The sequence below is a fragment of the Microcoleus sp. A006_D1 genome (assembly GCF_036702805.1).
GTDB lineage: Bacteria > Cyanobacteriota > Cyanobacteriia > Cyanobacteriales > Microcoleaceae > Microcoleus.
Genome location: NZ_JAUBVZ010000005.1, coordinates 166,774 through 188,408, shown reverse-complemented (window position 1 = coordinate 188,408; position 21,635 = coordinate 166,774). Strand labels below are relative to the sequence as shown.

Genomic DNA, 21,635 nt, shown 5'->3' with positions numbered 1-21,635 from the left:
GCTAACCTACTTGCCAAATGCTGTATCCGATATAACCATACCGGAATCACAGGCTCACCTGTTTTCAGTCATACGATCGCCCTCTCCATATCAAACTCTACCATTTGGAGCGATCGCACTCTACCCCTTCACCCTCTCTCGCGATCGCCCATAAATCACATCCAACCACACCGGCACAACAAACTTACCCGTCAAAATCCAGATCCAGCGCCTCGCGGAACAGCTAACCGCCAGAATACCCAAAGGTCGAAATTTTTTAAAGCCGATGGTGGGATTTGAACCCACGACCGTTCGATTACGAATCGAATACTCTACCCCTGAGCTACATCGGCACAGACAATTTTGAATTATAGCACAACCTAAGCGAAAAAAGCAAGGAGTTGTAGAATTTAATTCACAACTCCACAACTCAAAACTCACAATTAGTTAAACGACAAGTTCGCCGTCAGTTGAGCCGCCTCGGGCCCCGGAATAAACTAAACCCCGCTGCATATCCAGCGTCAGCATAGTTTTGTCCCGAATTACCCGCGTGGCATTCTCCACACCCACAATCACCGGCACGCCCAAGCGCAAACCGATAATCGCGGCGTGAGAAGTCAAACTTTCCTCCTCCGTCACCACACCGGCTGCTTTGCGAATCATCTCCACAAAATCGGCGCTGGTGCGCTCTACTACCAAAATGTCTCCAGCGTGGAAATTCGCCACATCCGCAGCAGTGCGAGCAACTCTGGCCATGCCGCTCACCGAACCCAAACCGACACCGGTGCCTTTGCCTAAAACGGCTGTCACTACTTCAACTTTGATCAAATCCGTTGATCCGGCAACCCCTTGCAGAGTACCGGCGGTCATCACCACTAAATCTCCGTCGGATAGTAACTCTTTTTCCTGGGCGACATTCATCGCAGATTGAAATGTCTGGCCTGTGGAGGGCAAATCCAGCACCAGCAAGGGTTTGACTCCCCATACTAATTGCAGTTGTCGGGCTACGTCTACGTGAGGAGTAATTGCCAAAATTGGAGTTTTTGGTCGGAATTTCGAGACATTGCGTGCTGTAGAGCCGGTTTTGGTCAGCGTCATAATCGCCGCTGCGTTTAACTGTTCGGCGATTTGGCTGACTGCTTGGCTGATGCCGTTGGTGATCGATCGACCAACATCTTCTACATTTCTAATATTGCGCTTAATTCCTTCCCTCTCCATCCGCACCGCAATTCTCGCCATCGTCGCCACCGCTTCGACAGGAAAGTTGCCAACAGCCGTTTCATTGGAAAGCATCACCGCATCAGTTCCGTCGAGAATGGCGTTGGCCACGTCGGAAATCTCGGCGCGGGTGGGACGGGGATTGCTGACCATGCTATCGAGCATCTGGGTAGCGGTAATTACCGGAATCCCCATGCGGTTGGAAGTCGCAATCAGTCGCTTTTGCAAAATCGGCACGTCTTCGGCGGGCAGTTCCACGCCCAAATCGCCCCGGGCGACCATCACGCCGTTGCAAAGGGCGAGAATTTCTTCCATTTGTTCGATCGCCTCGTGCTTTTCGATCTTAGCAATCACCGGTACTTGCTTGCCGGCACTGGCAATCAGCTCTTTAATTTCCAGCATATCCTGGGGATTCCGCACGAAGCTCAGAGCCACCCAATCGACACCTTGGTCGAGGCCGAACATTAAATCTTTGCGGTCTTTATCTGTGAGTGCCTTAATTGACAGGTAAACTCCCGGAAAATTCACGCCTTTGTTGTTGGAAAGCGGCCCGCCGACGACAACGCGGCAGTAAAGTTCTCCCGCGCCGCGGTCTACTTTTTCGACGCGCATTTCTACTTTTCCGTCATCCAGCAGAATTACGGCTCCCTCTGGGACTTCCGAAGCTAGGGGCTCGTAGGTGACGGAGGAAATCAGTTCTGTACCGGCAACCGGGCGGCTGGTCAAAATGAAAGGATCGCCGTTTTTGACAACTATAGAGCCTGTTTCAAAGCGCCCTAAACGAATTTTCGGGCCCTGGAGGTCTTGGAGGATGGCGACCGGCTGGTTGAGTTCAAAGGAGGTTTGCCGGATTAAGCGAATGCTGCGCTGGTGGTCTTCTTCTGTTCCGTGGGAAAAGTTGAGCCGCAAAGTTGTCGCACCAGCTTCAATCAGGTTCCGCAGCACTTGTGGGTCGGATGTGGCAGGGCCAATGGTGGCGACAATTTTAGTTCGGCGTAGGGCTTTTGGCGGTTGCATGAATTGAGATGGGGTGGCTGGAGGATTTATTGTTGAAATTTCGGCTAATGTTTCATCTTTCAATACCAGCAATGACGCTAGTCTGAACTCTTAAAAATTTTGATATTGGTCAAAACAGCAGGCATTGACCAATATATAGAATATCTGACTTTTTACCGATCGGTAATCTTTTCTTGGCGATCGCCCTTTTTTGAAAATATTTCCGCTCCCAGGCTTGACATAAATACAGATATACCCATTTATTTGAGTTGGGCTGCTCTGCCCTTTGACTAATCTAGCATTGGTATGGTTTCCGAGCAGCAATACTTTGCTTGTGGTGCAGGGGCTAGCGTCTTCTGAGCCAACTCAGTTTTTTTACCAAACTTTACTATTTGGAGACTTGTATCTTATACTACGCAAGTGTGAAATATTAAGGAGTGTTAACAAAAATGTCGGAGGCAGGACGGCCGCTGACAGTGCCGAAAGAGTTTCTGAGTCCTCCGGGTGACTTGAATCCGACGCTGCTGTTGTTTTTGAGTGCATTAGCGATTATCGCGATTTCCTTTGTGGGCTACTGGTACGGGGACTGGCCGGATTGGTGTTGTTTTTCGCTGAACGTGCTGGCGTTACACATGGCTGGAACTGTGATTCACGATGCGTCTCACCACGCGGCTCACCGCGATCGCACGATTAACGCTATTTTGGGACACGGTAGCGCGCTGATGTTGGGCTTTGCTTACCCGGTATTTGCGCGGGTACATATGCAGCATCACGCCCACGTCAATGACCCAGAAAACGATCCAGACCATTATGTTTCTACCGGCGGGCCTCTGTGGTTGATTGCTGCGAGGTTTTTTTACCACGAGATTTTCTTCTTTAAGCGCAAACTGTGGCGAAAACACGAACTTTGGGAATGGTTTTTCAGCCGTTTGTTTGTGATCGGAGTGGTTTATATCTCCATTCAGTATGACCATTTAGGTTATGTGCTGAACTTTTGGTTTTCTCCTGCTTTGGTGGTGGGATTAGCCTTGGGGTTATTTTTTGATTATTTGCCGCACCGTCCGTTTCACGAGCGCGATCGCTGGAAAAATGCCAGAGTATATCCAAGTCCGATTCTGAATATTTTAATTTTGGGGCAGAACTATCATTTGATCCATCACTTATGGCCTTCAATTCCTTGGTACAATTACAAGCCAGCTTACGAAGCTGTGAAGCCGCTATTAGATGAAAAGGGTTCTCCTCAAAGTCTGGGAATATTGGAAGGGAAGAAGGACTTCTGGAGTTTTATATATGACATCTTTTTAGGGATTAGGCTGCATCACAAGAAGGCTAATGATTGACAAAAAATCCGGTTTCTTCGAGAAGCCGGTTTTTTTATAAGTTATTGTAGGGTGCGTCAGTTTGGTAATTCTCAATCATCACCGAAAATATCACAACTGACGCACCATTTATTCCGGGCGTGCGTCAGTTGTAAGATTGTGAGGAAAGTCGCGAAAATCTCATTGTTTACTTTGCACTGTACCGTCTACTTACCAAAGAAACCGAGTTTTTCAAGTGGATTCGCTGTAACCGGGTAAATTTAAGGCGATCGACAAAGCACGATCTAATTCCACCAAAGTAGACTCAGAAAGTATCCCGCGTTTACGCAAGAGGCGAGTTTTCGCTAAAGCTCTAACTTGTTCTCCAAGTGCTATTGAATCGCGATCGAATCCCCCGTCAGGAGCAATTATCAGTACCTGAGTGCGATAAATGCGGCGTGTAGGGCGATAAGTGGTACAAGGAACCACAAGCACAACTTGACTCGACGCATTTATCGAATCATTACTAACAATAATGGCTGGGCGAGTCCCTCCTTGTTCTGAGCCTTGAACGGGTTCAAGATTGACATCATAAACTTCACCGCGTCTCATATTCAGACTCACCTATTAGCAAAGCTTCCCAGTCCGCCGCCTCAAATTCTTGACAAATTGTCAAAGCTTCTGCTTGATATTCTGTATCGTTTGCCATTTCTGAAAAGTCGGCATAAATCACTCTATCTGCCTTGAGACTTGCTAACTGCGGAGGTTCACTATTGTTATCAATTAGCTCAGCACCGTAAGCAATACAAGCAAGAATATCCTCTCGCTCTATACTTGGATACTGCTGAATAATTGCCTCGATAGTTGCTCCGCTAGCTAGGCAATCTAGAATCAGGGAAACCCAGATGCGATGTCCCCGTATACTGGGCTTGCCAAAACATATATTCGGATCGATCGAAATCCGAGATAATAGATTTGTTCTGTTCATAAAACATCCTCCTCTACTAAGCATAACACAAAAGATTTGCCAATTCTAACTCAGTTAAAAATAAACCCACCGTTGCTGGTGGGTTAACTTTTTAATCAATCAAAAAGTGATTTTCTTATTTTTCCCCAGCAACCGCGACGGCTAAATTCCAATCGGGGCGCAAATTTTGAGCTCCGCGCAAATAAGGATGATAAATTTCAGTGTGTGCGGGCCAATTGATGTGAATTAAAAAACGGATGCAGCGTTCTAAAGCACCCTTAACGTGCATTTGCTGAACGTCTAATAAAGGAACATTGCACCAGCGGGGACGTTCGCGGGCGACTGCGGCCGGAAAGATAGCATCCAAATCGCGGGTGACAGAAAAGGTGACACTAATAATTAATTCGGGATTTAGATCATTTCTTGTTTCTAATTCATCTAATAGTTCTCTCACCGCTTCTCGAATTGCTTCTACCGAATTATCGCTGGCAGTTGTTGCCCCGCGAATCGCCCGCACTTGCCACTCCACGCAAATATTCTCCATTTTTTTGTCAGTTGTCAGTTGCTAGTTGTCAGTTGTGAGTTGTTAGTTGTCAGTTGTTAGTTGTTAGTTGCAATTACCAATTACCAATTACCAATTACCAATTACCACTGCCAACTGACTACTGACTACTGCCAACTGCCAACTGCCAACTGCCAACTGCCAACTGACTACTGCCACTGCCAACTGCCAACTGACTATTTAATCACGGACGATACAGCCACAGCGGTAAACCGCTAGTAGAAAGCTCGAATTCCAGCAAATTCTTGTAAGCTGAAAGCCCGGATGTATCCAGACTACTCCCCAAGATGCGATTTAGGAAAGGTTTTTGTTTTTCTAGGGTGCAGCATTCGGTTTTTTCGGGGTCGAGGCCTGCGAGTTCGGCTGTCCAGCGGCGAGCGTCCTCTTCTGTTCCCAGTCGATCGACCAAACCCAATTCTAAGGCTTGCTGGCCGGTAAAAACCCGACCGTCGGCAAAAGTTTTGACCTTTTCAACTGCCAAGGAACGAGCTTGGGCGACGGTTTCGACGAATTGCAGGTAGCTGGTGTCGATTAAGTCTTGCAGAATTTGCTGTTCGGGATCGGTTAATTGTCGATCGAATGCCAAGATATCTTTATACGGCCCCGATTTAATCACCTGAAAAGAAACGCCGACTTTTTCTAGCAGCCCTTCTAGATTATTACCCCGGATAATCACGCCAATGCTGCCAGTAATCGTACCGGGATTGGCAACAATATGTTGGGCTCCCATGCCGATGTAAACTCCGCCAGAAGCTGAGATATTGCCGAAACTGGCGACTATTTTGATTTTTTCGCCCAAACGCTTGAGGGCGCTGTAAATTTCTTGGGAATCGCCGACTGTGCCGCCGGGGCTGTCTATCCGCAGCAGCAAGGCGGGAAATTTCCGTTCTTCAACGGTTTTGAGCGCTTCTAGAACTCGTTTGCGGGTTTCTCCGGCAATGGCTCCGGTGACTTCGATGCGGGCGATTTGTTTGCGGTAGCGGGGCTTGAATGGCCAAATCATGGGCAGTTTACAGGCAATGTTACGATTTTTTGTAGCTAACTTATAGTGTGACTCATCTCTTGAAGGAAGAGGGCCCTTCGGCTTCGCTCAGGGTAAAAAGAGAGGCCCACTGGTGAGACTGAAGAAACCGGGTTTTTTGCAGAGATTTAGGGTTTGAGGCAAATATCTGGGTGAAAAAACCCGGTTTCTGGCAAAGGAGTGCGATCGCGAACAACACCGATATATAATTGTAAAAATTGCTTAACAAATCTACATTATTCCCTTGAGAGCCACTCTCATCAATTATTTGGAGCCTCCGCCATGCAGCTAAAACTTACCGATTCTAAACTGCCCTTTGCGCCGCTGTTGCTAATTGCGCCGTTTTTCCTGTGGGGAACCGCGATGGTAGCGATGAAGGGGGTGATGCCACACACGACACCGCTGTTTGTGGCATTTGTGCGTTTAGTACCTGCGGGCGTGTTGGTGTTGCTGGCGGCGGCATTGATGGGAAAACAGCAGCCGCAGGGTTGGAAAGCTTGGCTGTGGATTTCGGTATTTGCGTTAGTTGACGCTACTTTGTTTCAAGGCTTTTTAGCGGAAGGTTTGGCGAGAACCGGTGCGGGTTTGGGTTCGGTGATGATTGATTCTCAACCGCTAGCTGTGGCGATTTTGTGTTTGTGGCTGTTTCAAGAAAAAATTGGTTTTTGGGGCTGGTTGGGCTTAGTAATTGGCGTTATCGGCATCAGTTTGATTGGGTTGCCGGATGGCTTTATTTTAGGGCTGTTTCATCCTGAAAGCGCGCAGGTTTCTGCGGGTATCGAAAGTGTGTTTCAGGGCGGTGAATGGTTGATGCTGTTGGCGGCTTTGTCGATGGCTGTGGGTACGGTTTTGGTGCGCTGGGTGTGCCGTTATGTTGACCCGATTGTGGCGACGGGCTGGCACATGATTTTAGGCGGTTTGCCGTTGTTGGCGATGTCGGCGGCTACTGAGTCGGAGCAGTTTGTGAATATCGATTTTTCCGGTTGGATGGCTTTAGCTTATTCTACAGTGTTCGGAAGTGCGATCGCCTACGGTTTATTCTTTTATTTTGCTTCAAGCGGCAGTCTGACGAGTTTAAGTTCTCTGACGTTTCTGACTCCGATTTTTGCTTTGCTGTTCGGCAATTTGTTGTTGGGTGAGGTGTTGAATCCGCTGCAATCGATGGGAGTCGGGCTGACGTTGGTGAGTATTTATTTGATTAATCAGCGGGATACTTTGGCGGAAAAATTGGGGAAAGGCCGGAATGGTGCAGCGAATTCTGAGGAGGAAGTGCAGTTATTAGAATCGTCTGATTTAAATACAGTTGAATTTCCCGTACAAGTTCGGGCTACAGAATTAGAGTCGGAAGTTTAGGGATTTGGGGAATTTATAGCCGTTTTCTGGTAGGGAAACGGCACTGCCGTGTCCTGTATTTCAGAGAATTGAAAACTGCTATGGAAAGAATTCGTTAAGTCTTGAATCTTGGTGTCTATCAGGACTTTCACAAGTTATGTTTCTCCTTCAAAGCTTCCCATCTAGCTTCCTCTGCATCGAAGTCAGGCGGGACAGACTGAGTATTCTCAAACCAGGCTTGCAAAGCCTTGATTTTAGTTGTCACTTTTCTTTTAGGGTTAGCTTCTTCTGACTGGATTACTAGCTGTGGGGAACTGACAACCGCATCAGCTACCGGCCAAATGATGATTTCCACATCTCCGGCTGGCATATCCAGGGATTCCAAAACTACCAAATTCCCAGCCTCATCTATTTTACCTCTAAGTTTGTATGCTTGCATACTAATCTCCTAAGCTTTGTCTCTATTATACGACATAAAAATCTGGCTCGTTACCAGTCATCCTCTTCAACAATTTGAATATTTCTGCTTTTAATCTCTTCTATAAAAGTTTTTAAACTAGGATTATCTTCGTAATGCTTCATCAAAACTGTATGCTTGACATATTGTTTGGAAATCTCTCGATAATAATCAGGATTTTTAGCGTCAATTGTAAAATCATGTTTCTTGGAAAGTGCCTGATTTAACGTATCGAGACAGTTTTTGGATTTAGCTTTTTTCTTCTTATCTGTATAATACAGTGGGAGCAACCAACACTCAAGAGAATGTACAGAGATTGCAAACACTATCTTCTGTTGATTTTGGCTGTAAAAATCCTCACCTATCGCGCCTCTAAATTTCTCAATAACTTTTGCAATCAACTGCTGATGAGTAAACTCACCATTTTCATCTTGATGAGCGATATTATAATCTTCCGAAACATCAGTATCTATTTGAATAATGATATAGTCAATAAATTGAAATGATTCTCGAAAATCTTTTGACTTGCAATAATCAAAAACTAGAGTCCAACCGCCGTATTTAGATTTATTCTGATTGTCTTTATCTCTTTCTGGTTGAAGTGGTTGGACATCTAGATCAGGACTATTGAAATATCCAGATAAAATATTCTCAATCACAATCTGATCGGTAAGTCCTTCTGTAATTAATCCAAAACTAATCATATTAAAAATTCTTAGGAAGTCCGCCGATATAACCTCTCAAAAATGCCTCTGATAATTTCACAAGTTCTTGTCCCTCCAAAGGTTGAGGTTTGAGAATGCGTGTAGCTTTAGTATAACCTAATTGGTTGCGGGAAATCACAAACAGCCGCTGTTCGCCATCCTCTAAATCCAAACCGTCCAAAACTGCCGGGTTGTGAGTTGTAAAGATGACTTGTTTATCGTTATTTTTTGCTAGTTCGACTAATTCTTGGATTAATCGGCGACATAATCGAGGGTTGAGAGAAGCGTCAATGTTATCTATTGCAAAAAAACTAGGCGTGAGATCGCTGATGAACAAGGCAAAGTAAAAGAGTACAAATAAAAAGCCTTCATTAGAACTTCTTTGATCGAAATAACTTAAATCAATGTCTAAATATTTATCTTTTATTTGGAGAGAACTTTGCATGGGTGATAAATCTTCAGGCACTTCAAAATCTCTAAACCAATCTATCAATCGCAACTTTTCTTTGATTTGAGTGAGTCGATCTTGGTTTCCCTCAGAATTTAAAAATTTTATAAGTTTAAACAAACCTTCACCATTAATGCCTAATGGTTGAATTTGACCTTCTTTTTCAAAAGTTCGTAATGCTTGGTTTTCCGGAGAGTAAATTGTGAAGTCAATTAAATTATCCGGGGCAAGCATTCTGCCTATTGATTCTACAAACAACAAGAATTCTTGTAGGATTTTGGGATTTAATCTTTGTTCAAATTCGTCTTCTAATGCTCCGTCAAATGCTTTTATGCTTTTTTTAAAGGCTTCTAGTTGTCTTGGCTTAGAGTAGTAAACAATATCTTTTAAATAAATTTCCTTAGCGAGCTGATTTTTATTTTCCCACTTTGAATAGGGAGAGTTATCATTGTGTAAAAGATAACTAAAGTTTTCTCCTTGGTTTTCTTTAATATCAATTTTGATATTTTTAACCAAATTTTTCCTTTCAAAAGCCGATCGCATAAATCGAGGTTCTGTCACTCTGATTCCCCGAGAAGCTAAGAACTCGTTATCCAGCTTATCATCTGCCGCAGCAGAAGCAAGGGCGATCGCCTCTAGGATATTACTCTTGCCGCAGCCATTTTCACCGATCAATACAGTTACTCGTCCTAATTCTAGCTTCAGCTTTTGAATCGACTTATAATTTTCGATTCTGACTTCTCCAATCATAATTCAATCCCATATAATCTGAGTGTACTCATTGTATCTGCGATCGCATGGATCTCAAAGAACGCCTGCACAGCCATCTAATTCAAATTATACGCGATCGCAATCCTTACTTGGCATCCGCAGGGCATTTCTATGTCCAGCAATACATCCGCGAAGAGTTGGGACATTGGGGTACTGTAGCAATCGACGATTTTGCAGTGCGCGGGCAAATTCATCACAATTTTATCTTGGATTTACCCCCCCTCAATCCCCCCCTTGCTAAGGGGGGGAAGCAAGAAAATTTGCCGATTATCATCATAGGCGCTCATTATGATACTGTGCCTGGTACGCCTGGGGCGGATGATAATGCTACGGGTGTTGCTGTGTTGCTGGAACTCGCAAGGGCGATCGCACTTCAACCGCTCAAATATCCAGTACAATTAGTTGCATTCGATATGGAAGAAGCTGGTTGTTTGGGAAGCAAGCATTATGCAGCTAAATGCAAGCAACAGAAACAGTCAATCCGGTTGATGATTTCTTTGGAAATGTTGGGTTATTGCGATCGCACTCCGAACTCCCAAAGCTATCCGGCGGGACTAAAATATTTTTATCCGAATATTGGCAATTTTATTGCTTTAATTGGAAACTTGCGGACTGTGCGCGATATGATTATTTTGAGCAGAAATATCCGCAAATCCGGTCAAGATTGCGAGTGGTTGCCGGTGCCGAATCGAGGTTTGATTGTGCCGGATACTCGCCGCAGCGATCATGCTCCTTTTTGGGATAATGGTTATCCGGCGATTATGGTGACGGATACGGCTAATATGCGGAATCCGAACTATCATCAACCGAGTGATAAGATTGAGACTTTGGATTTGGATTTTCTGGCTGGTGTTTGTCAGGGTTTGGTTGAGGCTATTGGGTATCTATAATTTTATTTTAACGAACCGCGAAGACGCTAAGGGCGCGAAGGAAGAAAGAAGAAGATGATAGATAAAGATGTGAATGCTGTTTTTCCTGATCGCACTTCCTGGCAATTCTGGATCGATCGCGGCGGTACTTTTACCGATATTGTCGCCCAACAGCCCGACGGTAAGTTAGTGATTCACAAGCTGCTGTCGGAAAATCCCGATCGCTACACCGACGCAGCAGTGCAAGGAATTCGTGATATTTTGGGGATTGGGGCGGGGGAATCGATACCGGCGGGCGATATTGCAGCGATTAAAATGGGGACGACGGTGGCGACAAATGCTTTACTTGAACGTAAGGGCGATCGCACTATTCTGCTAATTACCAAAGGTTTCGGGGATGCGCTGAGAATTGGCTATCAAAATCGCCCGAATATTTTCGCCCGCCACATTGTGCTGCCCGAGATGTTGTACGATCGAGTTATTGAGGTTGCAGAACGCTACAGCGCCCAAGGTGAAGAGTTAACTGCGGTCAATCCTGAGTTTATCCCGTATTTGCAGCAAGCCTACGATGACGGAATTCGCAGTTGTGCGATCGTCTTTATGCACGGCTACCGCTACTCGGAACACGAAAAACAAGTTGCTAAAATAGCTAGAGAAATTGGTTTTACTCAAATTTCAGTATCTCACGAAGTCAGCCCGCTGATGAAATTAGTTTCGCGGGGAGATACTGCGGTTGTCGATGCTTATTTATCTCCGATTTTACGCCGTTATGTCGAACAAGTAACCAGTGAGTTAATTGAGGTAGATCCTCGGAATGAGGGATTATCAATGCCCAATGCCCAATGCCCAATGCCCAATGCCCAATGCCCAAAATTAATGTTTATGCAGTCAAATGGCGGCTTAGTAGATGCCGCACAATTTCAAGGAAAAAACAGTATTTTATCCGGGCCTGCTGGGGGAATTGTCGGTGCAGTTCAAACCAGTAAAAAGGCAGGTTTTGACAAAATTATTACCTTTGATATGGGCGGAACTTCGACAGATGTTGCCCATTTTAACGGGGAATACGAACGCGAATTTGAGACAGAAATTGCTGGGGTGAGATTGCGATCGCCCGTGATGGCAATTCACACTGTAGCAGCCGGTGGCGGTTCAATTGTATTTTTTGATGGCGCGCGCTACCGCGTCGGGCCGGAGTCTGCGGGCGCTAATCCAGGCCCTGCTTGCTATCGGAAAGGCGGCCCTTTGACGGTGACTGATTGCAATGTGATGTTGGGCAAAATTCAGCCTGATTTTTTCCCGAAAGTGTTTGGATTGACGGCAGATTTGCCGATCGCCCCTGACGTAGTAAAGCAAAAATTTGGGCAATTAGCGGGGGAAATTGGGGTCGAGAGGACGGCCGAAGAGGTGGCGGAGGGTTTTTTGGCGATCGCCGTGGAAAAGATGGCTAATGCGGTGAAAAAAATCTCGCTTCAGCGCGGTTATGACGTTTCGGAGTATACATTGTGCTGTTTCGGCGGCGCGGGCGGCCAACACGCTTGTGCGATCGCCGATAGTTTGGGCATGAAACGGGTGTTTATTCACCCCTACGCGGGGGTGTTATCCGCCTACGGTATGGGTTTGGCGGACGTGCGGGTTATGCGCGAAAGGGCGATCGAGCAACAATTAAATACAGAATTAATCGCTGATTTGCATGATACTTTAGCGCAATTGGAGGCGGAGGGAAAGAGGGAATTGAACCGCACAGATGCAGAGTCAGACGGAATACAGGAAAATATTTTAGTTATGAGGAAGCTGCATCTAAAATATCAGGGAAGTGATTCGGTTTTGATGGTAAATTTTGCTAGCAGTATTGAGGAGATGCAGGCTGATTTTGAAGCAGCACACAGACAGCGTTACAGTTTTATTATGCCGGAAAAAGCGCTGATTGTCGAAGCAGTTTCCGTGGAAGTTGCAGAAACAATGAATATGCCGGATAATTCTACAACTTCCCCATCTTGTGGCACGGGCATCTTGCCCGTGCCCAATAATTATACGCCAATTTCCACTGTGCAAATGTATGCTGCTGGAGGGTGGCGGGAAACGCCTGTTTATCAAAGAGACGATTTGCGATCGGGCGACTGCATTAATGGCCCAGCAATAATTGTAGAAGCAACTGGAACTAATATCATTGAACCGGGTTGGGAAGCCAAAATCACCGAAAATAATGATTTAATTTTAAACCGCAGATGCACGCAGATGGACGCAGATAATATCCGCGTTCATTCGCGTACATCTGCGGTTAAATCAGATCCGGTTTTGCTGGAAATATTTAATAACTTGTTTCGGGCGATCGCCGAACAAATGGGCGTAACTTTGCAAAATACAAGTTCCTCAGTCAACATCAAAGAACGCCTCGACTTTTCCTGTGCAATCTTCAACCAAAACGGGCAATTAGTTGCCAACGCGCCGCACATTCCCGTGCATCTCGGTTCGATGAGCGAAAGTGTTGAGGCTTTAATCTTAGCACAAAGCAATACAATTAAACCGGGGGATGTTTATGTTTCTAACAATCCCTACAACGGCGGCACACACTTACCAGATATCACCGTAATTACTCCAGTATTCGATCGTGATTCCTCGCTTCCTTTGTTTTATGTTGCCTCCCGGGGACACCACGCCGACATCGGTGGCATCACTCCCGGTTCCATGCCTCCCAACAGTAAAACAGTAACTGAAGAAGGCGTATTATTTGACAATTTCCAGCTTGTAAGCGAGGGGAAATTCCGAGAACCAGAATTACTAAAAATTCTCACAGCCGGGGATTTTCCGGTTCGTAATTCTGCACAAAATATCGCCGATTTGCACGCGCAAATTGCCGCCAACAATCGCGGTTTAGCAGAACTGATCGAGATGGTGGAACATTACGGTTTAGCAACAGTGCAAGCTTATATGGGCTTTGTACAAGATAATGCTGAAGAGGCTGTGCGGCGGGTAATTGAGGTTTTGACTGATGGCGAATTTACTTATCCGATGGATAGTGGCGGACAAATTAAGGTAGCTATTACAATTAACAAGTCTGCCCGCAGCGCGAAAATAGATTTTACTGGCACTTCTCCCCAGCAACTCAACAATTTTAATGCTCCGGCTGCGGTGTGTAAAGCGGCTGTGTTGTATGTTTTCCGCACGTTGGTAGATGACGATATCCCTCTAAATGCGGGCTGTTTGAAACCTCTGGAAATCATCAATCCCGCAGGCTGTATGCTGAATCCGCGCTATCCGGCGGCTGTGGTTGCGGGAAATGTGGAAACGTCGCAGAATATTACTGATGCTTTGTATTGTGCGCTGGGTGCGATCGCATCTTCTCAGGGCACCATGAATAATTTCACATTTGGCGATCACCGCTATCAATATTATGAAACTATTTGCGGCGGTTCGGGTGCTGGTGCAGATTTCGATGGTACGGATGCGGTTCAAACTCACATGACTAATTCGCGTTTAACTGACCCAGAAGTATTAGAATGGCGGTTTCCGGTGCTGTTAGAAAGTTTTGCAATCCGGCCGAATAGCGGCGGGAATGGATATCATCTAGGCGGTAATGGAGTGGTGCGGCGAGTGCGGTTTTTGGAGGCGATGACGGCGGGAATTTTATCGGGGCGGCGGGTGATTTCTCCCTGCGGTTTGGATGGGGGTGAAGCGGGGAAAGTTGGGCGGAATTATGTTGAGCGCGTGGATGGAAATGTTGAGGAATTGGGAAGTACGGCGAGTGTGGAAATGCGATCGGGGGATGTGTTTGTAATTGAGACTCCTGGTGGCGGCGGTTATGGTGGCTGTATGAAAAATTAACATTAATTTACATTTTTCAATGTAGATATATCTCTTTTTTGTGCTAAACTTATTTTATTAAATAAGTTTAAATACAATCTATAATAGTGGTACAAAAAATGAAACCCAAGCACAAGCAACTATCCCTATTTCCTGAAGAACCAAATAACTCAGAAAATTATTTTACTCGAAAACGGTCATGGTCAGCATCTAAGCATCGGATAATGCTAAGGTATATTCAGTCTTATTGTTACAATCTTGGTGGTGACAAACATTATCAATCAGAGCATCTAAATTATGTCGATGGGTTCGCAGGAATAGGAAAATATACAGAAGGAATAGGAATTGAAGATTTTGTAAAAAATTCAAAATTTTGGTCGAATAAGTATGAACATGAGTTTGAAAATACTGATGGTTCACCATTAATAGCTCTTAAATGTGCTAAACTATTCAGACAAGAAAAGCGTGTAAATTTAAGATGTTTCTTTATAGAATCTCAGCCTGAATTCAATAAGAAGCTTCATGAGAATTGTGAATCTGTAGCTGAGGGATTGTCATATAAAATATATAAGCCTCAAACATTTGAGGTTGCTTTTCATGAACTAATGAAAGACTTAGAAAACTATCCTACCTTGTTTTTTCTTGATACCTTTGCTGTTAAAGGAGTAAATTTCGATAAGATATCTGATTTAGGAAACTATGTAAGCCAGTATAAGGGCGAGCTATTTTTACTTTTTCACAATATACAAGTAGCTCGTCATGCTGGGCATTATAAAACTACCTATGCTGATTCTAAAGAACAAAAAACTGCCGAGAGTTATATGAAAAATTTGACTAAGCTTCTAGGTGTTAATTCTGATATAGAGTGGAAACCAAAGTGGCTGGAACTAAAAAATGAGCCTCAAAAATTTGAAAGGTGGGCGCTGGAATACTTCAAGGAAAGAATGAGAAAAGAAGGAGGTTTTAGAGGTGTAACTAGCTTTGAAATTAAGGAAACTTATAATGATGTCAGACCTCAATACAGTATTGTAGTCGGCAGCAATCATCCAGAAAAAGCATTTGGTCATTTTCTGAATGATTTTGTTTGTGATGAAGATAAATTATTGTTTTTTCAAGATAATTATCAAGGAATTGAAAAATTTCTTGAGAAAGAATGGGAAGCAGAACAGAAAAGACGCATCGCTATAATTAAAACACAATCTATCCAAATCTTGCGTGAAATCAAATCTGAATGGAAATCTTTTGAAGATGTAATTACTCATATTATTTTAAAATTGAATGATTTGGGTTGTTTAAAAAGAACTCAACATTACAACGATATTCTCGGTTCACTGTATCAAGAAGGGATGTTAGAGATACAAAAACCTGGTTCTAAAAAGCCTTACACACTGAATAGTTTGCTAAAAATAGTAGAATAATATGATTATTAAATTTTACTTGTAATAATTTAGCCTCTGTTACTAGCATTTATTCATCTTCGATCATCTAAGCAATTTTTGTCTCTGTTTATTTTCAGCTTTTGGCATCTCGTCCCAAATTTTATCATCCAGAAGTCTCCCAGCAGCTTTAGGTGTTCTACCTCCCCATTGCTTAAAGAAAAACGCGACTCCAGCATCCTGACACTGATCGCGAATACTTTGCGCCCATTCTACCTGCATTGGACGGTGTTTTTGCCCCGACTCTCCACCAACTATTACCCAATGAATTCCGGTTAAATCAAGCTGTAACGGCCCTAAAAGTGGTTCGCAGGATAAAAAGCGTACCTTTGCATTAACTTGTCGCAAAGAATCCACACGATGAACATAATTTTGATTTTCAACAGACACGCCCATCCAAATATTATCAGACCATTCAAGTTGATCCGCTAACTCTACTAAACGTTTATCTCGCTTGGTAAGGATTTGATAAATGTGGTGAGGAGTTTCACGCATTACCTCAAAAACTTCTTTGAGAAACTCTATTGGGACTTCTTCATGAAATAAATCGCTCATCGAATTCACGAAAATACGGCTAGGCTTTTTCCAGCGTTTTGGTTCTTCCAAGCGATTCCTATGGAGTGTTAAATCAAACCCATTAGGAAAATTAGTATGAAACCTTTTTGTTAATGCTTCTGCATAACAATGGGTGCAGCCGGGACTGACTTTATCGCAGCCAGTTGCTGGATTCCATGTGCGATCGCACCATTCGATACCAGTATTAATGCTAGACATAGAAACACTTGACCCTTGAAACAACTAATTATATTTTGAGGCGCGCTGGATACATAGAGTTTATATGTATCTATTTAGATTAATGCAGCATCACCTACAACTCCATTATATAATTAATTGACTTAAATATCAACAGTTTTTAAGCAGTTGCATGAAATGTAGATCGTAGTGTAGAATCGGGCTGAACCAGCATTTATTCCCAAAACCTTTACAGAACAATTGTGCAAACACCTGTTTTTTCCGAACTCAACCATCCTGTGGTCAAATCCCTGTTCCATCACAGCGATCGCGAATTATTGACTTTGTTTCAAAACCATCCCGATCAGGGTCGCTTCTTTACGGCGATTTTTTGCCGCTACGCTCAAATTGTACACTCCCTGATCCGACATTCCGTGCGATCGCCCGTACAAGGCGATTACCTCTTCGCCCACACCTGGCAGCATATCTATCACGAGCTCCGAGGCCTCGATTTGCGCCGCGAAACCCAAGAATCTGATGGCGACAATCTCAGTCTCCAAAATTGGCTGATTAATGTCACCGCTGTCTGCATCAATCAAGCTGAATTGCCCCCGGTTGAGTCGATTCACTACTCTTTGCAATCGGCTTCACCTCCCCTGTGGTGTTACGTCACACAAGCCTTAGAATTGTTAGCGCCGCTGCCGCGTTTAGTTGTGTTGATGGCTCAGACTTTCCGCTGGAGCGAAACTCGAATTGCAGCTTATTTGCAAGCTGAAGGTGAAGCTATTTCGCCCGCTCAAGTCAAGGCTTTGTTACAAAAAGGATATCAAACTTTAGAGTCAAATTTGCCGGAGGATATTCGGGCTATTTACCTAGATGAACATCTTGATTATCAAGAAGCACTTGTCTAGATATTGTATCCGATAACTCCGCTAATACCAATTATTCTTCAGTCCGCGGAGGCGGACTTCGTTTGACAAGAAGCGGTTTCAACCGCCGAGTTTCTATATTTGGCAAAAAGCGGTTTCAAACGCACTAATACTCGGACATAATATTAGAGGTGGAAATGGCAGTTTATCAAGTTCGGCTGGTGAATGAGGAGCGATCGCTCGATCGCGCGATCGCAGTACCGGACGACCAGTATATCCTAGATATGGCAGAAGCAGCAGGCATCCGCTTGCCGAATGGATGCAAGCAAGGAGAGTGTTCTGCTTGCGTTGTCAAACTGGTTAGCGGCGAAATCGACCAAAGCGAACAAAAGTTTTTGAAGCCGTCAGAATTGCAAGCTGGCTACGCTGTTACCTGTGTGGCTTACCCACTTTCTGATTGCACTTTGTTAACTCATCAAGAACAAGTTTTATACCAAGCAGCTCTCTATTTTAAGTAATGCGAGGTACGCCTTATATAGTGCGAGCGTCTCGATCGCGAACCCTCAAATTTGCTGACAAATAAGATTGGTTTGTAGTGAGGACTTTAGTCCGCATCCATGAAGGACTAAAGTCCTCACTACAAACCTTTGATGAGTTAAATTAAGGTGCGCAGTGCGCACCCTACTCAACAGTTAAAAATCAGCTACGGCTTGCGATTGACATTCAGCAATTCTAGAATCCGTTTCAGCGGAATTTCCGCCCAATCCAAGCGGTAATTGAGCTCGTAGGTCAGCTCAGAAACCCCTTTTTCCAAAATGTAAGCATCCAGCAAAACTTGCAGTTCCGGTATAGATTTTGGCAAGAAACTTGCATCGGCTGCTGTTACCAAATAGCTGTTAAGAAAAGTGAGGCTGACCCAGCGGTGCCAAACGCTCGCCCACTGCTGCATTTCCTGGAGATTTTCAGGGCGAATCATGCCGCTTTCTACTTCATTGCGGAGCGCCAAAGTAACAGCATAATTGAAAGATTGCAGCATTCCCGCAACATCTCGCAGCGGCGATCTCTTCATCCGCCGCTCACTTAACGGTCGATTCCGTTCTCCTCCGAAATCAATAATTACGAAGTCTTTCCCTGTATAAAGAACTTTCCCGAAATGAAAGTCCCCGTGACAGCGAATTCGATCGGCCGTGATTCTCAAGTTCAAAACTGACTTGAAACGTTCCATGAGCAAATCTTCGCGGTTGAGGAGATTTTGTGCCAATTTTTGTGTTTCTGGCGGCAGTTGGGAGAGCCGCTTTTTCAGCAGCAGCAAAGTTCTTCCTGCCATATTTCTCATGTTTTGGTAGATGGAACGCTGGTAAAATGAGGTGAAGTTTTCGGGAGCAAAAGCCGGATTTTCTGTCTCAGAAGCTAAAGCGAGGTGGAGTTCGGCTGTCCGCTGACCTAAAAGTTCGGCTGATGCTAAGTAAGAGCCGATAAGTTCGCGAGCTAATGCCGGAATTTCTAGGGATAAATCGGCTACTAGCGAGTTTGACTGTCGCATTTGTGCGGTCAAAGCGCTGGGTAAATAGTTTTCGGGGGCCGTCGATAAATTATCCCCTAAATGCTTTGCTTCTACTGTCATTACTTGCTCGAAATAGTCGCGCAGCGTGTCTAATGTATAAGACCAAGCGTCCCTACTATCGGGGATGAGTTTTTGCAGTATTCCAACTGTAATTACTTGTTTTTCGGCTGTGTGATATTCCAAGGCTCCGGCAATTGGAGCGTAGTGTTGGATCGGGTTGTGATCTGTTAAAAAGCGTCCTATTTCTAATTCGGGGTTGATTCCTTCCTCGACTTTTCGCAATATTTTCAAGACGAATTGATCGCCGTAACCTGCGGATGTATTGCTTTGTTCTTTTTTGAACAGGTGAGGTTCGAGGTTCGATAAATCTTGTTCTGAGCTGAATGCAATGTCGGGAATTCCTAGCAGTTGACCTGTGGCACCTGCGTAACTGTGAGAATTGGCGATCGCCCCCAGCAGCGCGCTCAGCAAGCCTTTGTCCCCAGCAGCATCAAATAGCACACCGACTTCGTTGGTTTCTGGGAAGTGCAGGCGCGCGATCGCGCGATCGTCCGGCTCGCCTTTGAGTTCTTCCCAACCTACGGGCAAAACATAGGTTTCCGGCATCCCTTCAGTATAATTCAACAACAAAAACAGAATGTAAACTGTAGATTCCTCTCCCGTACTGTTGTGGCATTCTACAGGCACGATCTCGCTAATTTCTAACGATTGAATTGTCCTATCTGCACCGATAAACCAGCGATTGCTGCGTAAGTAGTTTGGCAAAAGAGAGAGCAGCATCTCGCTTAATTGACTTGTTACAAAAGCTGTTTTCCAATTGCCGACAACCGCCAAACTCGGCAAGTCTGTCTTAAAACCGTGCAGCAACAAATCTTCTTGTTTAACAGTAAGAGTGAACCAGTAAAACGTGTGAGGACTCAAACTCAAAAAGTAAGGCGACTCGCCAACAGGTGGAAACTCAGTGCGACCGAAAATCTCCACCGGAACAGCACCTTTAAACGGCGAAAGGTCTAATTCTGCCGTCTGTACGAAGCGCGACAAATTAGCGACTACGAGGATGTGTTCGTCTTGATAAGTTCGCACAAAAGCTAAAACTTTGCGGTTTTCTGGGTACAGAAACTCGCAAGTGCCGCGGCCGAATGCTTGGAAGCGCTGGCGAACAGCAATCAAGCGTTTCATCCACCACCAAAGCGAACTCGGATTCGCCCGCTGCGCTTCCACGTTAACAGATTCGTAGTGATATTCAGGGTCAACAATTGGCGGCGCGTACAGCCGCTGCGGGTTAGCGCGACTGAAACCGGCATTGCGATCGCTACTCCACTGCATCGGAGTTCTCACCCCATTGCGATCGCCCAAATAGATATTATCACCCATGCCAATTTCATCGCCGTAGTAAAGCACAGGCGTACCAGGAAGAGACAGCAGCAAAGCATTCATCAACTCAATGCGGCGGCGGTTATTTGCCATCAGCGGAGCCAAGCGGCGGCGAATACCCAAATTAATTCTCGCCTGAGTATCTTGAGCATAAACCCGATACATATAATCTCGGTCTTCATCGCTCACCATTTCCAGCGTCAATTCATCGTGATTCCGCAAAAACAATGCCCACTGACAATTATTAGGAATCTGCGGAGTTTGCTGGAGAATGTCGCTAATTGGAAAGCTATCTTCCATATGCAAAGCCATAAATAAACGCGGCATTAGCGGAAAATGAAAGTTCATGTGACATTCATCCCCACCCGCGTAATATTCAACCGCATCCTCTGGCCACTGATTCGCCTCAGCAAGCAGCATCCGGTTCGGGAATTTCTCATCTACGTGCTGCCGCAAATGCTTGAGGAATACGTGAGTTTCTGGCAGGTTTTCGCAGTTAGTACCTTCGCGCTCGTACAGGTAAGGTACCGCATCCATCCGCAGTCCGTCTACTCCCAGTTCCAACCAGAAATCTACCACATCTAAAATTGCTTGAATCACGGCTGGATTGTCGTAATTCAAGTCGGGTTGATGCGAATAAAAACGGTGCCAGTAATAAGCTTTTGCTACCGCATCCCAAGCCCAATTAGAAGTCTCAAAATCTTGAAAAATAATTCGAGCATCTTGATATTTTTCCTGCGTGTCGCTCCACACATAAAAATCTCTTTCATTACTGCCTTTTGGGGCGCGGCGCGATCGCTGAAACCAAGCGTGCTGGTCGGAAGTGTGGTTGACAATTAACTCAATAATGACTCTAATTCCCCGCTGGTGCGCTGCTTCTAAAAGGTCTTTAAAGTCGTCTAATGTGCCGTAAATTGGGTTGACAGTGGTATAGTGAGATGTATCGTAGCCGTCGTCTCGAAGTGGCGAGGGAAAAAATGGCAGTACCCAAATTGCTGTTACTCCCAAGTTTTGCAGGTAATCCAGTTTTTCTGTGAGTCCTCGAAAGTCGCCGATCCCGTCTGCATTGCTGTCTGCAAAAGCGCGAATTGGTACTTCGTAAATAATCGCGTCTTTGAACCACAAGGGGTCGTTATTTAACATTGATTTGGGCATAAGTTTTATGGTGATTGGTAATTTTGATTTGGTAATGGCGATTTGGTAATTGGGATTTGTTAGTTCAAATCCAAACTGATAA

The 21,635-nt window shown here is 44.8% G+C and carries 19 protein-coding genes and 1 tRNA gene; 8 read left to right on the top strand and 12 right to left on the bottom strand.

The annotated features are described in order from the left end of the window. Positions 1 to 120: 120 nt before the first annotated feature. The 3 genes from QUB68_RS11245 to pyk form a co-directional block, all read right to left on the bottom strand. Positions 121 to 285, bottom strand: a complete 165-nt coding sequence (locus tag QUB68_RS11245) for a hypothetical protein (protein WP_332992265.1) — start codon at positions 283 to 285, stop codon at positions 121 to 123. Beyond that, positions 261 to 332: transfer RNA gene (locus tag QUB68_RS11240), tRNA-Thr, on the bottom strand. Before QUB68_RS11240 ends, QUB68_RS11245 begins: the two co-directional genes overlap by 25 nt. A gap of 94 nt (positions 333 to 426) precedes the next feature. Continuing rightward, entirely contained in the window at positions 427 to 2,214 is a 1,788-nt protein-coding gene (gene pyk / locus QUB68_RS11235) for a pyruvate kinase (protein ID WP_332992656.1), read from the bottom strand. Positions 2,215 to 2,313: 99 nt separating this feature from the next. Here pyk and QUB68_RS11230 point away from each other — a divergent pair, with 99 nt between their 5' ends. Both QUB68_RS11230 and crtR read left to right on the top strand, forming a co-directional pair. Continuing rightward, on the top strand, positions 2,314 to 2,487 hold the full coding sequence (locus QUB68_RS11230) for a hypothetical protein (protein WP_332992264.1): 174 nt from the start codon (positions 2,314 to 2,316) through the stop codon (positions 2,485 to 2,487). A 155-nt stretch (positions 2,488 to 2,642) separates the two neighbouring features. Continuing rightward, positions 2,643 to 3,533 (top strand): beta-carotene hydroxylase, encoded by an 891-nt coding sequence (gene crtR, locus QUB68_RS11225; RefSeq protein ID WP_332992262.1) that lies wholly within the window; start codon positions 2,643 to 2,645, stop codon positions 3,531 to 3,533. Between the two features lie 210 nt (positions 3,534 to 3,743). On the opposite strand, the gene QUB68_RS11220 is transcribed toward crtR, so the two are convergent. The 4 genes from QUB68_RS11220 to sppA all read right to left on the bottom strand — a co-directional run bounded on the left by QUB68_RS11220 (position 3,744) and on the right by sppA (position 6,023). Beyond that, positions 3,744 to 4,103 carry a type II toxin-antitoxin system PemK/MazF family toxin gene (locus QUB68_RS11220; RefSeq protein WP_332992260.1) on the bottom strand — a complete coding sequence of 120 codons (360 nt, stop codon included), beginning with the start codon at positions 4,101 to 4,103 and terminating at the stop codon, positions 3,744 to 3,746. Beyond that, a complete protein-coding gene (locus QUB68_RS11215; protein ID WP_332992259.1) occupies positions 4,090 to 4,479 on the bottom strand; it encodes a DUF433 domain-containing protein in 390 nt (129 codons plus the stop codon). Before QUB68_RS11215 ends, QUB68_RS11220 begins: the two co-directional genes overlap by 14 nt. 115 nt (positions 4,480 to 4,594) lie before the next feature. Continuing rightward, positions 4,595 to 5,002 (bottom strand): chorismate mutase, encoded by a 408-nt coding sequence (gene aroH / locus QUB68_RS11210; protein ID WP_332992257.1) that lies wholly within the window; start codon positions 5,000 to 5,002, stop codon positions 4,595 to 4,597. Positions 5,003 to 5,204: 202 nt separating this feature from the next. Next, positions 5,205 to 6,023, bottom strand: coding sequence for a signal peptide peptidase SppA (sppA, locus tag QUB68_RS11205; RefSeq protein WP_332992255.1), 819 nt, complete (start codon positions 6,021 to 6,023; stop codon positions 5,205 to 5,207). Positions 6,024 to 6,323: 300 nt separating this feature from the next. On the opposite strand from sppA, the gene QUB68_RS11200 reads away from it, so the two are divergent. After that, entirely contained in the window at positions 6,324 to 7,394 is a 1,071-nt protein-coding gene (locus QUB68_RS11200) for a DMT family transporter (protein WP_332992253.1), read from the top strand. A 127-nt stretch (positions 7,395 to 7,521) separates the two neighbouring features. Here the strand turns inward: QUB68_RS11200 and QUB68_RS11195 are convergent, their stop codons facing one another. From QUB68_RS11195 to QUB68_RS11185, 3 genes are read right to left on the bottom strand one after another with little or no spacing between them, the layout of a single operon-like run. After that, positions 7,522 to 7,812, bottom strand: a complete 291-nt coding sequence (locus QUB68_RS11195; RefSeq protein WP_332992251.1) for a hypothetical protein — start codon at positions 7,810 to 7,812, stop codon at positions 7,522 to 7,524. A gap of 50 nt (positions 7,813 to 7,862) precedes the next feature. Next, positions 7,863 to 8,534: a phage tail protein gene (locus QUB68_RS11190; protein WP_332992249.1), complete on the bottom strand. Its 672-nt coding sequence runs from the start codon at positions 8,532 to 8,534 to the stop codon at positions 7,863 to 7,865. Between the two features lies 1 nt (position 8,535). Further along, positions 8,536 to 9,732, bottom strand: a complete 1,197-nt coding sequence (locus QUB68_RS11185; protein WP_332992246.1) for an AAA family ATPase — start codon at positions 9,730 to 9,732, stop codon at positions 8,536 to 8,538. Between the two features lie 47 nt (positions 9,733 to 9,779). Between QUB68_RS11185 and QUB68_RS11180 the strand changes: the two genes are divergently transcribed. The 3 genes from QUB68_RS11180 (at position 9,780) to tcmP (ending at position 15,841) form a co-directional block, all read left to right on the top strand. Beyond that, positions 9,780 to 10,643, top strand: coding sequence for a M20/M25/M40 family metallo-hydrolase (locus tag QUB68_RS11180; protein WP_332992245.1), 864 nt, complete (start codon positions 9,780 to 9,782; stop codon positions 10,641 to 10,643). Between the two features lie 54 nt (positions 10,644 to 10,697). After that, entirely contained in the window at positions 10,698 to 14,444 is a 3,747-nt protein-coding gene (locus QUB68_RS11175) for a hydantoinase B/oxoprolinase family protein (RefSeq protein ID WP_332992242.1), read from the top strand. Positions 14,445 to 14,542: 98 nt separating this feature from the next. Continuing rightward, positions 14,543 to 15,841: a three-Cys-motif partner protein TcmP gene (tcmP, locus tag QUB68_RS11170; protein ID WP_332992241.1), complete on the top strand. Its 1,299-nt coding sequence runs from the start codon at positions 14,543 to 14,545 to the stop codon at positions 15,839 to 15,841. A gap of 63 nt (positions 15,842 to 15,904) precedes the next feature. On the opposite strand, the gene QUB68_RS11165 is transcribed toward tcmP, so the two are convergent. Further along, positions 15,905 to 16,633, bottom strand: coding sequence for a DUF5131 family protein (locus QUB68_RS11165; protein ID WP_332992239.1), 729 nt, complete (start codon positions 16,631 to 16,633; stop codon positions 15,905 to 15,907). A 221-nt stretch (positions 16,634 to 16,854) separates the two neighbouring features. On the opposite strand from QUB68_RS11165, the gene QUB68_RS11160 reads away from it, so the two are divergent. Further along, positions 16,855 to 17,502, top strand: coding sequence for a sigma-70 family RNA polymerase sigma factor (locus tag QUB68_RS11160; protein ID WP_332992238.1), 648 nt, complete (start codon positions 16,855 to 16,857; stop codon positions 17,500 to 17,502). 155 nt (positions 17,503 to 17,657) lie between these two features. Then, complete coding sequence (locus QUB68_RS11155) at positions 17,658 to 17,978, top strand: 2Fe-2S iron-sulfur cluster-binding protein (protein WP_332992236.1); 321 nt, start codon at positions 17,658 to 17,660, stop codon at positions 17,976 to 17,978. A gap of 185 nt (positions 17,979 to 18,163) precedes the next feature. Here QUB68_RS11155 and treS read toward each other — a convergent pair whose 3' ends face one another. Continuing rightward, positions 18,164 to 21,553 carry a maltose alpha-D-glucosyltransferase gene (gene treS, locus QUB68_RS11150; protein ID WP_332992234.1) on the bottom strand — a complete coding sequence of 1,130 codons (3,390 nt, stop codon included), beginning with the start codon at positions 21,551 to 21,553 and terminating at the stop codon, positions 18,164 to 18,166. Positions 21,554 to 21,635 lie beyond the last annotated feature (82 nt).

Coding starts and splice junctions, on each gene's coding strand:
- pyk (WP_332992656.1), bottom strand. CDS start 2,214: ATGCAACCGCCAAAAGCCCTACGCCGAACTAAAATTGTCGCCACCATT.
- crtR (WP_332992262.1), top strand. CDS start 2,643: ATGTCGGAGGCAGGACGGCCGCTGACAGTGCCGAAAGAGTTTCTGAGT.
- QUB68_RS11220 (WP_332992260.1), bottom strand. CDS start 4,103: ATGAGACGCGGTGAAGTTTATGATGTCAATCTTGAACCCGTTCAAGGC.
- QUB68_RS11215 (WP_332992259.1), bottom strand. CDS start 4,479: ATGAACAGAACAAATCTATTATCTCGGATTTCGATCGATCCGAATATA.
- aroH (WP_332992257.1), bottom strand. CDS start 5,002: ATGGAGAATATTTGCGTGGAGTGGCAAGTGCGGGCGATTCGCGGGGCA.
- sppA (WP_332992255.1), bottom strand. CDS start 6,023: ATGATTTGGCCATTCAAGCCCCGCTACCGCAAACAAATCGCCCGCATC.
- QUB68_RS11200 (WP_332992253.1), top strand. CDS start 6,324: ATGCAGCTAAAACTTACCGATTCTAAACTGCCCTTTGCGCCGCTGTTG.
- QUB68_RS11195 (WP_332992251.1), bottom strand. CDS start 7,812: ATGCAAGCATACAAACTTAGAGGTAAAATAGATGAGGCTGGGAATTTG.
- QUB68_RS11190 (WP_332992249.1), bottom strand. CDS start 8,534: ATGATTAGTTTTGGATTAATTACAGAAGGACTTACCGATCAGATTGTG.
- QUB68_RS11185 (WP_332992246.1), bottom strand. CDS start 9,732: ATGATTGGAGAAGTCAGAATCGAAAATTATAAGTCGATTCAAAAGCTG.
- QUB68_RS11180 (WP_332992245.1), top strand. CDS start 9,780: ATGGATCTCAAAGAACGCCTGCACAGCCATCTAATTCAAATTATACGC.
- QUB68_RS11175 (WP_332992242.1), top strand. CDS start 10,698: ATGATAGATAAAGATGTGAATGCTGTTTTTCCTGATCGCACTTCCTGG.
- tcmP (WP_332992241.1), top strand. CDS start 14,543: ATGAAACCCAAGCACAAGCAACTATCCCTATTTCCTGAAGAACCAAAT.
- QUB68_RS11165 (WP_332992239.1), bottom strand. CDS start 16,633: ATGTCTAGCATTAATACTGGTATCGAATGGTGCGATCGCACATGGAAT.
- QUB68_RS11155 (WP_332992236.1), top strand. CDS start 17,658: ATGGCAGTTTATCAAGTTCGGCTGGTGAATGAGGAGCGATCGCTCGAT.
- treS (WP_332992234.1), bottom strand. CDS start 21,553: ATGCCCAAATCAATGTTAAATAACGACCCCTTGTGGTTCAAAGACGCG.